At 61.0% G+C, this 14,382-nt stretch carries 15 protein-coding genes; 10 read left to right on the top strand and 5 right to left on the bottom strand.

Going from position 1 to position 14,382, the window contains the following annotated elements:
• Window positions 1-5: 5 nt before the first annotated feature.
• Entirely contained in the window at window positions 6-1,541 is a 1,536-nt protein-coding gene (locus BM026_RS21765) for an MFS transporter (RefSeq protein WP_093530040.1), read from the bottom strand.
• Between the two features lie 151 nt (window positions 1,542-1,692).
• On the opposite strand from BM026_RS21765, the gene BM026_RS21760 reads away from it, so the two are divergent.
• Complete coding sequence (locus tag BM026_RS21760; RefSeq protein WP_092244370.1) at window positions 1,693-2,568, top strand: LysR family transcriptional regulator; 876 nt, start codon at window positions 1,693-1,695, stop codon at window positions 2,566-2,568.
• On the opposite strand, the gene BM026_RS21755 is transcribed toward BM026_RS21760, so the two are convergent.
• Window positions 2,546-3,661 carry an MDR/zinc-dependent alcohol dehydrogenase-like family protein gene (locus BM026_RS21755; RefSeq protein WP_093530038.1) on the bottom strand — a complete coding sequence of 372 codons (1,116 nt, stop codon included), beginning with the start codon at window positions 3,659-3,661 and terminating at the stop codon, window positions 2,546-2,548. The two genes, BM026_RS21760 and BM026_RS21755, sit on opposite strands and share 23 nt — an antisense overlap.
• A gap of 64 nt (window positions 3,662-3,725) precedes the next feature.
• On the bottom strand, window positions 3,726-4,733 hold the full coding sequence (locus tag BM026_RS21750) for a substrate-binding domain-containing protein (protein WP_092244364.1): 1,008 nt from the start codon (window positions 4,731-4,733) through the stop codon (window positions 3,726-3,728).
• A 470-nt stretch (window positions 4,734-5,203) separates the two neighbouring features.
• On the opposite strand from BM026_RS21750, the gene BM026_RS21745 reads away from it, so the two are divergent.
• The gene (locus tag BM026_RS21745) at window positions 5,204-6,766 is read left to right on the top strand and encodes a TerC family protein (protein WP_092244361.1); all 1,563 of its coding nucleotides are present in this window, start codon (window positions 5,204-5,206) and stop codon (window positions 6,764-6,766) included.
• Here the strand turns inward: BM026_RS21745 and BM026_RS21740 are convergent.
• Window positions 6,750-7,091 carry a thioredoxin domain-containing protein gene (locus tag BM026_RS21740; RefSeq protein WP_093530036.1) on the bottom strand — a complete coding sequence of 114 codons (342 nt, stop codon included), beginning with the start codon at window positions 7,089-7,091 and terminating at the stop codon, window positions 6,750-6,752. The two genes, BM026_RS21745 and BM026_RS21740, sit on opposite strands and share 17 nt — an antisense overlap.
• 65 nt (window positions 7,092-7,156) lie before the next feature.
• Window positions 7,157-7,405, bottom strand: coding sequence for a hypothetical protein (locus tag BM026_RS21735; RefSeq protein ID WP_093530034.1), 249 nt, complete (start codon window positions 7,403-7,405; stop codon window positions 7,157-7,159).
• 333 nt (window positions 7,406-7,738) lie between these two features.
• On the opposite strand from BM026_RS21735, the gene BM026_RS21730 reads away from it, so the two are divergent.
• The 8 genes from BM026_RS21730 (at window position 7,739) to BM026_RS21695 (ending at window position 14,275) form a co-directional block, all read left to right on the top strand.
• A complete protein-coding gene (locus BM026_RS21730) occupies window positions 7,739-8,587 on the top strand; it encodes a transporter substrate-binding domain-containing protein (protein ID WP_092244352.1) in 849 nt (282 codons plus the stop codon).
• A 51-nt stretch (window positions 8,588-8,638) separates the two neighbouring features.
• Complete coding sequence (locus tag BM026_RS21725) at window positions 8,639-9,301, top strand: amino acid ABC transporter permease (protein ID WP_025857547.1); 663 nt, start codon at window positions 8,639-8,641, stop codon at window positions 9,299-9,301.
• Window positions 9,302-9,312: 11 nt separating this feature from the next.
• Window positions 9,313-9,975, top strand: a complete 663-nt coding sequence (locus BM026_RS21720) for an amino acid ABC transporter permease (protein ID WP_016976586.1) — start codon at window positions 9,313-9,315, stop codon at window positions 9,973-9,975.
• On the top strand, window positions 9,972-10,754 hold the full coding sequence (locus tag BM026_RS21715) for an amino acid ABC transporter ATP-binding protein (RefSeq protein WP_071488005.1): 783 nt from the start codon (window positions 9,972-9,974) through the stop codon (window positions 10,752-10,754). Before BM026_RS21720 ends, BM026_RS21715 begins: the two co-directional genes overlap by 4 nt.
• Before the next feature lie 16 nt (window positions 10,755-10,770).
• Window positions 10,771-11,160, top strand: coding sequence for a RidA family protein (locus tag BM026_RS21710; RefSeq protein WP_010210958.1), 390 nt, complete (start codon window positions 10,771-10,773; stop codon window positions 11,158-11,160).
• 106 nt (window positions 11,161-11,266) lie between these two features.
• Window positions 11,267-12,031, top strand: coding sequence for an IclR family transcriptional regulator (locus BM026_RS21705; protein WP_058424172.1), 765 nt, complete (start codon window positions 11,267-11,269; stop codon window positions 12,029-12,031).
• Between the two features lie 9 nt (window positions 12,032-12,040).
• Window positions 12,041-13,249, top strand: a complete 1,209-nt coding sequence (locus BM026_RS21700) for an amino acid deaminase (protein WP_093121244.1) — start codon at window positions 12,041-12,043, stop codon at window positions 13,247-13,249.
• Window positions 13,250-13,366: 117 nt separating this feature from the next.
• Complete coding sequence (locus tag BM026_RS21695) at window positions 13,367-14,275, top strand: sugar kinase (protein WP_092244346.1); 909 nt, start codon at window positions 13,367-13,369, stop codon at window positions 14,273-14,275.
• Window positions 14,276-14,382: the final 107 nt, after the last annotated feature.

Genomic DNA, 14,382 nt, shown 5'->3' with positions numbered 1-14,382 from the left:
GCTGATCAGCGGTGCGCAGGTTTTATCGAAGCCTGTTGCACCGCTGGGATTGGTTTGCTCATCAACATCCCCACCACCAACGCTCCGAGCAACCCCAACAACCCCGCCACCCACAACACCCTGCTGAAGCCACCCACAAAGGCCTGCCGTGCCAGCGGCTGTACCACCGCCCGTGCCGATTCCGGCAACAAGCCCATCGCCGCCGGCATATCCCCGGGCACCACGCGTGACGCAATCGCGTTTACCTGTGCCTGCCATTGCGCGCCAATGCTTGCACTCAACAGCTGTTCGCTATGACCGCTCAACAACGCCCCATACACCCCAATCGCCAACATGATCGCGCTGAAGCGCATGGTCGTGCTCATGCCCGACGCCATTCCCGCGCGGTCCCGTGGTACGCAGGCCATGATGTTTTTTTGCGTATCGCCATTGAGCAAGCCGGCACCGGCGCCCGTAATGGCAATCGCCAGGGCGAAGGGCAGGTAGCCGCCGATGTTCACTGCCCAGGCACTCAAGAGGTTGCCGCTGCCCACCAGGGTCAACCCGGCGGCCATCATTGTCGCCGGGGCAAAGCGTGCGGCCAGGCGTGCGCCGATGCGCGGACAGATCAGCATGGTCAGCGCAAACGGCAGCATGCCCAGGCCCGAGGCGATCGCGGAAAATCCCAGGCCGTTCTGCAGGTAGAACGGTAGCAGCGTCATCATCACCTGGGCACAACCGGCATAGGCGAACATCCCCAACAGCGCACCGATAAAGCGTGGGTGGCGGAACAGTTGCAGGTCGACCATGGGCCGCCGCTGCACCCGTTCGACGAGTACAAACACGCCCAGCAAGACTGCGCCACCGATCAGGCGGGTGTAGGTCAACGGGTTGTCCCAACCGATGCGGTTGGCTTCGATCAGCCCCCAGATCAGGCACAGCAGGCTGGCGCTGAACGCCAGGCTGCCCCACGGATCGAGCCGCGCGGATTGGGTGTCGCGGGATTCCGGGATGGCGCGCAGGACCAGACTCATCAGCATCAGCCCCACCGGCAAGTTGAGGTAGAAGATCCAGCGCCAGCCCAGGTACTGGGTGATCAGGCCGCCCAAGGTCGGTGCGGCAGTCATCGCCACGCCCATGCACGCGCCCCAGAAGGCCCAGGCCTTGGCGCGCTGCACCTCGTCGTGGAAGGTATGGCCGATGGAGGCGAGGGCGGATGTGAGCAACAGCGCCGCGCCCACGCCTTTGACCGCGCGGGCGCTATCGAGGAGCAGCGCGGTGGGTGCTGCCCCGCAACCCAATGACGCCAGGATGAAAATACTCAGGCCCCAGACCAGGGTTTTCTTGCGCCCGAACCGGTCGGCAATGCTCCCGGCCGGAAGCAATAGCGCGGCGAACGCCAGCATGTAGGCGCTGACCACCCATTCGATATCGGCGAAGTTCGCCCCCAGGTCGCGGGCGATACTCGGCAGGGTCACGGCGACGATATTGGTGTCGAGCACGATCAGCGAGCAGACGCCGGACGCAGTCAGCAAGGTCAGGCGTGGGCTGACCCGGCTCATGATTGAATTACCTCAAAGGCAAGAGGGGGGGTACGGTTGACGACCATCGCAAGGGCTCTCTAGTGTTGTGGTTTGTCTCAGCATATCCGCGCTGCCCAGTGGCTTTATTAGCCAGGCCGACTCGTTTCATTACCTTTGAGCTAATCCAGAGATGGACATCCGTCATTTTCGCTATTTCCTGGCCGTTGCCCGTCAGCGCAATTTCACCCGCGCCGCCGAGCAGCTGGGGATCGCACCCCCGACCTTGAGTCGGCAGATCCAGGACATGGAAACCAGCCTGGGCACACGTCTGTTTGTTCGTCAGCAGCGGGAAGTCAGCCTGACCGAGGCCGGTGCCGCGCTGCTGATCGAAGCGGAGGCGACGGTGCGTCAGTTCGAGTTTGCCCAGCGCAATGCCCAGCGTGCCGGGCGTGGCGAGATCGGCCATCTGGAGTTGGGCTACGTGGCTTCCGCCGTGTATTCCGGCGTGTTGCAGCGGCAGATGCAGGGGTTCTGCCAGGCGTTTCCCGATGTCAGCGTGAACGTGCGTGAATGTGCCATGGCCATACTGCCGGGTGCCGTTGCGGACGGGCGCTGCGATATCGGCTATGTCCGTTCGCCGATGACCTTGCCGGACGGTGTGGAAGCAGTGCGCCTGGACAGTGAAGGTTTTGTGCTGGCGTTGCCGCAGGACTCATGGCTGTTGGGTTTGAAAGTCATCTACTGCGAGCATCTGCAAAACGAGACCTTCATCCTGCCGGAGCAGATCAGCGGCACGCTGCACGTCGCGGCCCAAGGTGGTTTTGCGCCGCGCCTGGGGCCGCAGCCGGGTGGGTTGGTGGCGGTCGTCGCGCTGGTGTCATTGGGGCAGGGCGTGGCGGTGGTGCCGGCGTCGGTGGTGGGGCATGTGAGCTTGCCGGGAGTGGTGTATCGCCCGATTCAGGGCAGCGAGGCAGCGTCCTGGTTGTCGTTGATCCACCGGCGCTTCGAGAAAGCGCCGGCAGTGGTGCGGTACATACAGTTGGTCAAGGCTCAAGCACTACCTTGAGGGACTTGTCGCCGCGCTCCATCACTGCGAACGCTTCCTTGAAGTCCGCCAGGGCGAACTTGTGGGTGACCACGTCGCGCATGTCGATCTTGCGGTTGCCGATAAAGTCGATGGCGCGCGGGTACATGTAAGGCCCCAGGTGCGAGCCGAGCACATCCAGTTCCTTGCGGTCGCCGATGATCGACCAATCCACCGTAGCCTCGTCATTGAACACGCTGAACTCGACGAACCGCCCCAGCTTGCGCAGCATCGCCAGGCCCTGGTTCACGGCCTTGTGATGACCGGTGGCTTCGATGTAGATGTCGCAGCCGTAGCCATCGGTGATGTCGCGGATCTTCGCCAGTACATCGACTTCGGCCGGGTTCCACACTTCGTCGGCGCCCATGCGCAGGGCGAGGGCGGCGCGTTCCGGTTTCATGTCCAGCACGATGAGTTTCTTCGGATTGCGCATGCGCACCGCACCAATGATGCCCAGGCCCAGGGTGCCGGCGCCGGCGACCACCACGACATCGTCGAAATCCACATTGGCGCGCTCGGCAGCGTGCAGTGAGCAGGCCAGGGGTTCGATCAGGATCGCTTCATCCGGGGCGATGGAGTCCGGGACTTTATGGATGATGCCTTCCTTGGTGAAGATCATGTACTGGGCCATGGCGCCCTGCACGTTGTTCTGGAAGCCATACAGGTCGTGTTTCTGGCACATCCAGTACTGGCCGTGGTTGCAGAAGCGGCAGCCCCAGCACGGCACGATCTGCTCGGAAATGACCCGGTCGCCGATCTTCACGCCGCGCTTGTCCGCGCCGGGGCCCAGGGCGACCACGCGGCACACGAATTCATGGCCGGGGATCATCGGCGGTTTCACATAGCGTGGTTGCTCGGCGTCGCCCCAGAACGACGGCGCGCCGCGATAGGTCTTGATGTCGCCCATGCAGATCCCGCACAACTCGACCTTGGTGAGGATTTCCTCGGGGCCGGGGGTGGGCACGTCGACGGTTTCCAGCCGGTAGTCTTCCGGGCCATGGCAGACCACGGCCTGCATGGTTTTCGGGATGACGGGGTGCAGGTGTTCTTGCGGGCGTTCGGTGACGGTGGACATGGCAGGCCTCACAACAAAGATGAACGGATCGCTCCCATGCGGGAAGCGATCAACCGGCTACGGCTTACTTGGCGCCGCTGACTTGCTTGTACAGCGCATCGGCGTTGGCGTTGGTTACTGGCACCCAGGGCAGGATGTAGTTCTTCGCGGTGCCGTCAGCCCATTGCACATCCTTGGCATAGCGTTCCCAGATCACCGAGCGGGGCTTGTAGTCGCTGCCGGCCAGGGCGCGCAGGGCCACGTCCAGCGCACCCTGGGACTGGGCCTGGGCATCCTGCAGGAAGGTGGTGACTTCGTCTTTTTTCGCGGCCTGGATAGCATCCGGCATGCCGTCGATGGAGGTAACCGGTACATCTTTGGACGTCAGGCCGTGGGATTTCAGGGCCTGTACCGCGCCGAGGGCCATGTCGTCGTTCTGCGCGATGACGCCGTTGATGCCTTTGGGGTGGGCGTTCAGCCAGTCCTCCGTCAGCGCCATGGCCTGGGCGCGGTCCCAGTTGGCGGTCTTTTTCTCGATGATCTTGATGTCCGGGTGCTTGCCCAGCACTTCCAGCTCGCCTTTTTCCCGGTCGATCTGTGCCGACTGGCCAATGGGGCCCTGGATGATCACTACATTGCCCTTGCCGTTGAGTTTGTCGACCATGGCCTGGGCCTGCAGGCGGCCGCCCTCTACATCGTCGTTACCCACGTAGGGGACGGCGGCATCGGCAACTTTCGTATTGGAGGCGATGACCACCACGTCGTTACTCATGGCCTGCTTCACGGTGCCGACGCCAGCCTTGGTGTCGATGGGCACGAAGAGGATGGCGTCGTAGTGCTGGGTCACCATGTTTTCGATCTGGTTGTTCTGAGTCAGCGCGTCGTAGTTGCCGTCGAATACGGTCAATTGCACGGTGCCGTCTTTCACGGCGGGGTGCTCCTTGAGTTCGCGTACCCAGTTCTGCATGAATTGGCCCTTGAGGCCGTAGACCGCGGCGCCGACCTTGTAGGTCTTGCCGTCGGCGGCCAGGGCGATGCTGCTGGCGAGGAGGGAGAGGGCCGCAGCGGCGGCGAAGGTCGTAGCAAGTTTCATGATGAGCACCCCATTTATTGTTGTAGTCAGTCGTTCATTCATTGCCTTGTGCTGATCATATGTTTATCAAATGAAAATCTGATCAGTCAAATGCTTTCGTATAAAACGCAGAAATAGGCTGATTTATTGGTTTTTAGGGCTTTGTACCAACGATCAGTAGGTATTTATGCTGATAATAATTTCATTTAATGATCAAATGATCGTGCTGGTTTCGAAGGTTTTACAGATCTTGTAATAGTTTTGGGTTGTGGGGATTTTCCCTTTCGACTGTACGATTCAAGTCCTTTTGTCATTGCAGGATTTGCATGAACACCCTCTCGGAGCCTCCCAGTCGTCTTTCCCCAAGACATCCTCTGTCGTTGTTCCCGCTGAAGCACCCCGTATTCCGACTGCTAACCTTTTACCGGTCTACTGACCGCACTCTGCCGTGCCCGGCATTCTGAAAATCGATGACTGAAGAGACTCAATAAATGGAATGGTTAGCGGATCCAACGGCCTGGCTCGGCCTGTTGACCTTGATTGTGCTGGAACTGGTACTGGGCATCGACAACCTGGTGTTTATCGCGATCCTGGCGGACAAGCTGCCGCCGGAGCAGCGTGACCGTGCGCGCTTGATCGGCCTGTCCCTGGCGTTGCTGATGCGCCTGGGCCTGTTGGCGAGTATTTCCTGGTTGGTGACCCTCACCCAGCCGTTGTTCGAGGTGTTCGACAAGAGCTTCTCCGGCCGCGACCTGATCATGCTGTTTGGTGGTGTGTTCCTGCTGTTCAAGGCCACCATGGAATTGCATGAACGCCTCGAGGGGCATGTGGCCCAGCGCACAGGCAATGTGGCCTACGCGATGTTCTGGCCGATCGTGGCACAGATCGTGGTGCTCGACGCGGTGTTCTCCCTGGATGCGGTGATTACCGCCGTGGGCATGGTGGACGAACTGGCGGTGATGATGATCGCGGTGATCGTGTCCATCGGCCTGATGATCGTGGCGAGCAAGCCGCTGACACGCTTCGTCAACGCGCACCCGACGGTGATCATGCTGTGCCTGGGCTTCCTGATGATGATCGGTTTCGCCCTGACCGCCGAAGGCCTGGGGTTCCATATTCCCAAGGGTTACCTGTACGCCGCCATCGGCTTCTCGATCCTGATCGAAGTGTTCAACCAGATCGCCCGTTCACGCCGCAAGAAGTCGGCGCAAGGCGTGTTGCCGGTGCGCGAGCGTACCGCCCATGCTGTGATGCGCCTGCTCGGCGGTCGCAGCCTGGCGGTGGAAGAGGTGGGTGAAGAGGTGGCCGACCTGCTCGGCGAGCCGGATGCCACCCAGGGCCCGCTGTTTGATCGACGTGAGCGCGTGATGATCAGCGGCGTGCTGCAACTGGCCGAGCGACCGATCCGCACGCTGATGACGCCGAGAGCCAAGGTCGACTGCATTGATCTGGCGGACGACCCCGACAGTATCCGCCTGAAACTGATGCACTCGTCCTATTCGCGACTGCCGTTGATCCGCAATGGCGCCGTCGATGAGCCGCTGGGCTTCGTGCACAAGAAGGAGTTGCTCAAGGAGTACCTGGCCGGCAACGAGCCGAACCTGGAGCACCTGGCGCGTCGGGCGATCAACTTGCTCGACAGCTTTTCGGTCCTCAATGCGCTGGAGCAGATGCGCCAGGAATCCACGCACATTGCGTTCGTCATCAACGAATTCGGTGACTTTATGGGCGTGTTGAGCATGACCGACATTCTCGAGTCCATTGCCGGTGAGTTGCCGGATGCCAGTGAAATCGAGGGGCCGGATATCGTCGAGGAAGGCGATGGCTTTCGCGCCAATGGTGCCTTGAACCTCAACCTGGTCCGCCAGCGTACCGGTTTCAAGGCGACGGCGACCGAGGACTACCAGACCCTGGCCGGTCTGGTCATGAGCCTGCTCGACCGCCTGCCAGTGGTGGGCGATAGCCTGGAACATGAGGGCTGGCGCATGACGGTGGCGGCGGTGGAAGAGCGGCGGGTGACGCAGGTTTGCCTGGTGCCTATGCACCAGGCGTAACGGCGGGTAGTTGGCTGTATTGCTCGAAGGCGCTTCGCAGCGCTTGCTCGCCAAGGCCGGGAAGGGCTTCGAGCAGTACCTGATTGCGGTAGATCAACAGCATCGGGATACGGTCGACCCTTGGGTGTGGAGGCGTGTCTATACAATCAAGAATCAAGATTTTGACCTGCTCCTTGTAGTGCTCGCTGATGCGCATGAAACGCGGCATCGCATCAGTGCAAGCCGTGCATTCATGTGACATGAAAACCACAAATACGGGTTGTGGGGTGTTCAGTTCGCGCTCAAACGCAGCTTTGTCTGCAATCACGGCATTCACATAGCTCATCGATATTTCCCTCCAGGCCTGGCTCACGCTAAGCCGGGGGGGCGTCAGTCGTCTACTGTCAACCTTCACAGGTCCCGGTCACGCTCCAAGCGTTCGCGGGCTTTGCGCGCCTGGCTTGCGCATTTCTTGTATTCCAGATTGTCCCTTGAGGCCTTCGCCTGACGGTAGCCGTGGTGGTTCTGGCTTGTGTAATTGGTGCTCAGGGCTTCGTTGAGCTTGCGCAGTTCGGCCTTGCATTCGCGTCGGTCGTTGCTGGCCGAAGCGCTGCCGGCCACCAGAAGGGACAGCAAAACCAGGGTGAGGCGGAAGGTCATCGGGGTGGAGTCCTTGTCGGAATGAATGTGCCAAGGCTAGCCCAGCGCGGGGATTTTTCCACGCGACAGCCGCACCGCAACGGTGCGTGGTAATACTGCTGTAGCGCACGCAAGTGTGGCCTGTCACCGCCGTGTGGGGCCTTGGGTAGCAAAGAGATTTCAAGTGCTGGCTTAACGCCTGGTTACGGATCTTCATTTATCTATCTGATCTAAAACAGATTTATTCATGCCGTGTTTTTCTGTTAGCGCGTGTGGCACACTTTCTGCTGTCTATTCCGTTGTTACATACTAAGTTCCGGTATAGCGGAATACACAACTCCTGGAGTGCTTGTCATGCATCACCGACCTTCCGTATTCAAAGCGTGTGTTTTTCTCTTCGCCGCATCGGCCTCCCTCGCAAGCCAAGCGCAAGCGGCGGACAGCAAGCTCGATGATGTGCTCAAACGTGGGCATCTGATCGTGGGTACAGGCAGTACCAATGCGCCGTGGCACTTCCAGGGAGCGGATGGCAAGTTGCAGGGTTTTGATATCGACATCGGCCGCATCGTGGCCAAGGGCTTGTTCAATGACCCGAGCAAGGTCGAGTTCGTGGTGCAATCCTCTGATGCGCGGATTCCCAACCTGCTGACCGACAAGGTCGACATGAGTTGCCAGTTCATCACCGTCACCGCCAGCCGCGCGCAGCAGGTGGCCTTCACCCTGCCGTACTACCGCGAAGGCGTGGGCCTGCTGCTGCCCAACAACAGCAAGTACAAAGAGATCGAAGACCTGCAGGCCGCCGGCGACAGCGTCACCGTGGCCGTGCTGCAAAACGTGTATGCCGAAGAGCTGGTGCACCAGGCCCTGCCCAAAGCCAAGGTCGACCAGTACGACAGCGTCGACCTGATGTACCAGGCGGTGAACTCCGGTCGCGCCGATGCCGCGGCCACCGACCAGTCCTCGGTCAAGTACCTGATGGTGCAAAACCCAGGTCGTTACCGCAGCCCGGCCTACGCCTGGAGCCCGCAAACCTATGCGTGCGCCGTCAAGCGTGGCGATCAGGACTGGCTGAATTTCGTCAACACCGCGCTGCATGAAGCCATGACCGGCGTGGAGTTCCCCACCTACAAGGCCTCGTTCAAGCAATGGTTCGGCGTGGATCTGCCGGAACCTGCGATCGGCTTCCCGGTTGAGTTCAAGTAAATCGAAAACCTGGGGCGTCGCTGACGGCGCCCCAATCAGGTACTGCTGACCATGAACTATCAGTTGAACTTTGCCGCCGTGTGGCGCGACTTCCCCAGCTTGCTGGCGGGGCTCGGCCTGGGCCTCGAGCTGGCGCTGCTGTCGATCGCGATCGGCTGCGTGATCGGCCTGATGATGGCATTTGCCATGCTGTCGAAACACAAGGCACTGCGCGTGCTGGCCTCGGTGTATGTGACGGTGATCCGCAATACGCCGATCCTCGTGCTGATCCTGCTGATCTACTTCGCCTTGCCCAGCCTGGGCATCCGCCTGGACAAGATCCCGTCGTTCATCATCACCTTGTCGTTGTACGCCGGGGCTTATCTGACCGAAGTATTTCGCGCCGGGCTGCTGAATATTCCCAAGGGCTTGCGTGAAGCCGGGCTGGCCATCGGTCTGGGCGAGTGGCGTATCCGTGCCTACATCACCGTGCCGGTGATGCTGCGCAATGTGTTGCCCGCGCTGTCGAACAACTTCATTTCGCTGTTCAAGGACACCTCGCTCGCCGCCGCCATCGCGGTGCCGGAGCTGACCTATTACGCCCGCAAGATCAACGTCGAGAGCTACCGGGTTATTGAAACCTGGCTGGTCACGACCGCGCTCTACGTGGCCGCCTGTTACCTCATTGCCATGCTGCTCCGTTACCTGGAACAGCGCCTGGCGATCCGTCGTTAAGAGAGGTTTCCATGTACGAATCCCCCAGCTGGCTGCATGAGTTGTGGATCGCCCGGGATACCCTCTGGGCGGGTTTTCAGGCCAGTGTTTATGTGTCCGCATTGGCGATTATCTTTGGCACCCTGATCGGCATAGTCGCCGGGTTGATCCTGACCTACGGCAAATTCTGGATGCGTGCGCCGTTCCGGCTGTACGTCGACCTGATCCGGGGCACGCCGGTGTTTGTGCTGGTATTGGCGTGCTTCTACATGCTGCCGGCGCTCGGTTGGCAGATCACCGCGTTCCAGGCCGGTGCGGTCGGGTTGACGCTGTTCTGCGGTTCCCACGTCTCGGAAATCGTGCGCGGTGCGCTGCAAGCCATTCCCCGTGGGCAACTGGAAGCGGGCAAGGCGATTGGCCTGACGTTCTATCAGTCCCTGGGTTATGTGTTGCTGCCCCAGGCGCTGCGCCAGATCCTGCCGACCTGGGTCAACTCCTCCACGGAAATCGTCAAGGCCTCGACCCTGCTCTCGGTGATCGGCGTGGCCGAGTTGCTGTTGAGCACTCAGCAAGTGATCGCACGCACCTTCATGACCCTGGAGTTTTACCTGTTCGCAGGCTTTATGTTCTTTGTCATCAACTACGCCATCGAGTTATTCGGGCGCTACATTGAAAAGCGGGTGGCCTTGCCATGAACCAACCTCAAACCAACCCACCACTGCTGAACATTAGCGGCCTGCGCAAGCAGTACGGCCAGGTGGAAGTGCTCAAGGGCGTCGACCTGTCGATGCAGCGCGGTAACGTGGTGACCCTGATCGGCTCCAGCGGCTCGGGCAAGACCACTCTGTTGCGCTGCGTCAACCTGCTGGAGGAGTTCCAGGGCGGGCAGATCACCCTGGATGGCGAGTCCATCGGCTACAGCGAAGTTGCCGGCAAGCGGGTGCGTCACCCCGAGCGCGTGATTGCCCAGCATCGTGCCATGACCGGCATGGCATTCCAGCAGTTCAACCTGTTCCCGCATTTGACGGCGTTGCAAAACGTCACCCTGGGCTTATTGAAAGTTAAGAAAATGCCTAAGGACGAGGCGGTGGCGCTCGCGGAAAAATGGTTGGATCGTGTAGGACTTCTGGAGCGTCGTAACCACTTTCCCGGCCAGTTGTCGGGCGGCCAGCAACAACGTGTGGCGATTGCCCGCGCGATTGCCATGAACCCCAGCCTGATGCTGTTCGACGAAGTCACCTCGGCCCTCGACCCGGAGCTGGTGGGCGAAGTCCTCAGCGTGATCAAGGGCCTGGCGGAAGAGGGCATGACCATGTTGCTGGTCACCCACGAAATGCGCTTTGCCTATGAAGTCTCGGACAAGATCGTGTTTATGAACCAGGGCCGCATTGAAGAGCAGGGCACCTCGAAGGACATCTTCGAGCGCCCGCAATCGCCGCGCCTGGCGGAATTTCTCAAGAACATTCGTTTTTAATCAGGAGCCTGTTGTTATGAGCATTACTCGTTATGGTGCCGGCAGTACTGCCGGCGGTGGCCAACCCCGTCCTTTCGCCCGCGCCGTGGAAGCGGACGGTTGGTTGTACGTCTCGGGCCAGGTGCCTGCGGTGGATGGCGAAATCATCACTGGCGGCATCATTGAGCAAACCCGGCAGACCATGCGCAACGTGGTGGCGATCCTCGAAGAGGCTGGCTACGAATTGAAAGATGTGGTGCGCGTGGGGGTATGGCTGGAGGACCCGCGGGACTTCTGGAGTTTCAACAAAGTCTTCGGCGAATACTTCACCCCGGAACACGCCCCGGCGCGGGCCTGTGTGCAGGCGAACATGATGGTCGACTGCAAGGTGGAGATCGATTGCGTGGCCTACAAGAAAAAGGGCTAAATGCCCCATTCTTGAAACCACGGAAAATCCAATGTGGGAGAGGGCAAGCCCCCTCCCACAAGGATCTGCGCAGATCACAGCATTTTTACAGGAATCGAAGGCTGCCATGACCGAAGACACCATCAAACGCCGTGCCAAAGGCCTGGACCGGGCATTCGATATCCTCGATTTTCTCAAGGAAATCGGCCAGCCCCTGCGCCCGAATGATATTGCCAGCGGCATCGGCAGCCCCAAATCCACCGTCTACGAATTGGTCGCGTCACTGCTGGAGCGACGCATCCTGGAAACAGTGGGCAAGGACGGTCACGTCTACCTCGGCCGCCAGCTGTATTTCCTGGGCCAGGCACACCTGCGGCATTTCGACCTGACCCGCGAGGCCGACCACGCCTTGCAGGAGATCGTCAGCCAGACCCACGAAACCGCGCAGATGTGCCTGCTGAACGGGCGCAAGTACACGGTGGCGCTGATGCGCGAGGGCGAGCGGCATTTTCGTATTTCTTCGGACATCGGCGAAAACGCGCCGATCCCCTGGACCGCTTCCGGGCGCCTGTTGCTGGGGCACTTGAGCGACCAGCAGATCGTCGACCTGATCGATCACGATGACTTTATCCTGCCGGATGGCCAGCGCTTGCCGCTGGATACCTTCCTGGCACAAATCCGTCAGGCCACCCTCGATGGTTTCTTTTCCTTCGACAGTGTGGCCGACACCTTTACCCATTGCTTTGCCGCCCCGGTGCGGGACGCGCAAGGCATCAGCATTGCGACCCTGTGCATCGTCGCTCCGCGCGCCGATGCGATCAAAAATTACAACGACTATCGCCGGGTGTTGATTGAAAGTGCCAACAACCTGGCCCGTCGCATCAACGAATAGGAGCATTTCATGTCTGCCATCAATGCCGTTGAAAAAGGCGCCGCCGCCGTCGGTGCCCATCTGGTCCGCGACGTCAGCCTGCCGGCCCTGGTGCTGCACCGCGATGCGCTGGAACACAACATCCGCTGGATGCAGGACTTTGTCAGCAAGAGCGGCGCGCAGCTCGCGCCCCACGGCAAGACCAGCATGATGCCGGCGCTGTTCCAGCGTCAGATCGAGGCAGGCGCCTGGGGCATCACCCTGGCCAACGCCGTGCAGACCCGCGCCGCGTATGCCGGTGGCGTGCGCCGCGTGCTGATGGCCAACCAACTGGTGGGCGCGCCGAACATGGCATTGATCGCTGACCTGCTGGCCGACAAGGACTTCGACTTCCACTGCATGGTCGATCACCCGGACAACGTCGCCGACCTGGGGCTGTTCTTCGCCGCCCGTGGCCTGCGCCTGAACGTGATGATCGAGTACGGCGTGGTCGGCGGCCGTTGCGGTTGCCGCAGCGAGCAGGAAGTGCGCGAACTGGCCAAGGCGATCAAGGCCCAGCCGGCCCTGGCCCTTACCGGTATCGAAGGCTATGAGGGCGTGATCCACGGCGAGCACGCCATCAGTGGTATCCGCGATTTCGCCGCGAGCCTGGTGCGCCTGGCGGTGGATTTGCAGAACAACGGCTCTTTCGACCTGCCCAAGCCCATCATCACCGCGTCGGGCTCGGCCTGGTACGACCTGATCGCCGAGTCGTTCGAAGAACAGAACGCCGCCGGCCGCTTCCTCAGTGTGCTGCGCCCCGGCAGCTACGTGGCCCATGACCATGGCATCTACAAAGAAGCGCAATGCTGCGTGCTCGACCGCCGCAGCGACCTCGATGAAGGCCTGCACCCGGCCCTGGAAGTCTGGGCTCATGTGCAGTCGTTGCCCGAGCCGGGCTTTGCGGTGATCGCCCTGGGCAAGCGCGACGTGGCCTATGATGCCGGCCTGCCGGTGCCGCTCAAGCGTTACAAGGCCGGTATCCTGCCAGCGGAAGGCGATGATGTGAGCGCGTGCAAGGTGACGGCGGTGATGGACCAGCATGCGTTCATGACGGTGGCGCCGGGGGTTGAACTGCGTATTGGTGACATCATTTCCTTTGGCACTTCGCACCCGTGCCTGACCTTCGACAAGTGGCAGGTCGGTTGCCTGGTGGATGAGCAGTTGCAGGTGATTGAGTCTCTGCCTACCTGCTTCTAGACCGCGTCGATCCCATCGGGGGCAAGCCCCCTCCCACAGTTTGATGTGTGAACCCATTCCAATGTGGGAGGGGGCTTGCCCCCGATGAGGCCATCAGTCACTCCCGAGACAATCGCTATGAGCACCCAACCCCGCATCGCCCTGATCGGCGAATGCATGATCGAACTGCAACACCGTGCCGACGGTAGCCTGCACCAGAGCTTCGGCGGCGACACCCTGAACGCGGCGGTGTACCTGCGCCGCGAGTTGGGCGATACCGGCGGTGTCGACTACGTCACTGCCCTGGGCGATGACAGCTTCAGCGATGCCATGTGCCGGCAATGGACTGACGAAGGGTTGGGGGTGGGCATGGTCCAGCGCCTGCCCGGACGTCTGCCGGGTTTGTACTGCATCCAGACCGATGCCAACGGCGAGCGCAAATTCTTGTATTGGCGCAACGAAGCCGCCGTGCGCGACTGCTTCACCACGCCGGCAGCCGAGCCGATCCTGGCCGCGCTGCCGGGCTATGACGTGGTGTATTTCAGCGGTATCACCCTGGCCGTGCTGGGTGAAATCGGCCGCGAACGCTTGCTGCAAACCCTGATCGAAACCCGTCGGCGCGGGGGCAAGGTGGTGTTCGACAACAACTACCGGCCGCGACTGTGGACGAGTGTCGAGGCGGCGCGTGCTGCGTATGGGCGTGTCCTGGCCGAAGTGGATATTGCCTTGCTCACCGAGGATGACGAGCGTGCCCTGTTTGGCTATCCCGACAGCGAGCAGGTGTTGACGGCGTATCCGGATATTAAAGAGGTGGTGCTCAAGCGTGGCGCGGATGCGTGCCTGATACGCTGCAACGGCGAGCGCTTTTGCGTGCCGGCGATCAAGGTGGAAAAGGTGGTGGACACGACAGCGGCGGGGGATTCGTTCAGTGCGGCGTACCTGGCCGGGCGGCTCAAGGGAAGCTCGCCGGAGCAGGCTGCATTGGCTGGGCATCGGTTGGCCAGTCGGGTTATCCAGGTGCCGGGGGCGCTGATTCCCCGGGGGTGAATGGTCGCCTGCGGCGGATCGGGGGCAAGCCCCCTCCCACAGTTTGATTTGTGAACCTATTCAAATGTGGGAGGGGGCTTGCCCCCGGTAGCGGTCTGCAGCCAACC

The organism is Pseudomonas sp. NFPP24, assembly GCF_900112095.1.
In the GTDB taxonomy this organism is placed as follows: Bacteria; Pseudomonadota; Gammaproteobacteria; order Pseudomonadales; family Pseudomonadaceae; genus Aquipseudomonas; species Aquipseudomonas extremorientalis.
This window is presented reverse-complemented; position numbering and strand designations above follow the sequence as displayed.

Coding starts and splice junctions, on each gene's coding strand:
- BM026_RS21765 (WP_093530040.1), bottom strand. CDS start 1,541: ATGAGCCGGGTCAGCCCACGCCTGACCTTGCTGACTGCGTCCGGCGTC.
- BM026_RS21760 (WP_092244370.1), top strand. CDS start 1,693: ATGGACATCCGTCATTTTCGCTATTTCCTGGCCGTTGCCCGTCAGCGC.
- BM026_RS21755 (WP_093530038.1), bottom strand. CDS start 3,661: ATGTCCACCGTCACCGAACGCCCGCAAGAACACCTGCACCCCGTCATC.
- BM026_RS21750 (WP_092244364.1), bottom strand. CDS start 4,733: ATGAAACTTGCTACGACCTTCGCCGCCGCTGCGGCCCTCTCCCTCCTC.
- BM026_RS21745 (WP_092244361.1), top strand. CDS start 5,204: ATGGAATGGTTAGCGGATCCAACGGCCTGGCTCGGCCTGTTGACCTTG.
- BM026_RS21740 (WP_093530036.1), bottom strand. CDS start 7,091: ATGAGCTATGTGAATGCCGTGATTGCAGACAAAGCTGCGTTTGAGCGC.
- BM026_RS21735 (WP_093530034.1), bottom strand. CDS start 7,405: ATGACCTTCCGCCTCACCCTGGTTTTGCTGTCCCTTCTGGTGGCCGGC.
- BM026_RS21730 (WP_092244352.1), top strand. CDS start 7,739: ATGCATCACCGACCTTCCGTATTCAAAGCGTGTGTTTTTCTCTTCGCC.
- BM026_RS21725 (WP_025857547.1), top strand. CDS start 8,639: ATGAACTATCAGTTGAACTTTGCCGCCGTGTGGCGCGACTTCCCCAGC.
- BM026_RS21720 (WP_016976586.1), top strand. CDS start 9,313: ATGTACGAATCCCCCAGCTGGCTGCATGAGTTGTGGATCGCCCGGGAT.
- BM026_RS21715 (WP_071488005.1), top strand. CDS start 9,972: ATGAACCAACCTCAAACCAACCCACCACTGCTGAACATTAGCGGCCTG.
- BM026_RS21710 (WP_010210958.1), top strand. CDS start 10,771: ATGAGCATTACTCGTTATGGTGCCGGCAGTACTGCCGGCGGTGGCCAA.
- BM026_RS21705 (WP_058424172.1), top strand. CDS start 11,267: ATGACCGAAGACACCATCAAACGCCGTGCCAAAGGCCTGGACCGGGCA.
- BM026_RS21700 (WP_093121244.1), top strand. CDS start 12,041: ATGTCTGCCATCAATGCCGTTGAAAAAGGCGCCGCCGCCGTCGGTGCC.
- BM026_RS21695 (WP_092244346.1), top strand. CDS start 13,367: ATGAGCACCCAACCCCGCATCGCCCTGATCGGCGAATGCATGATCGAA.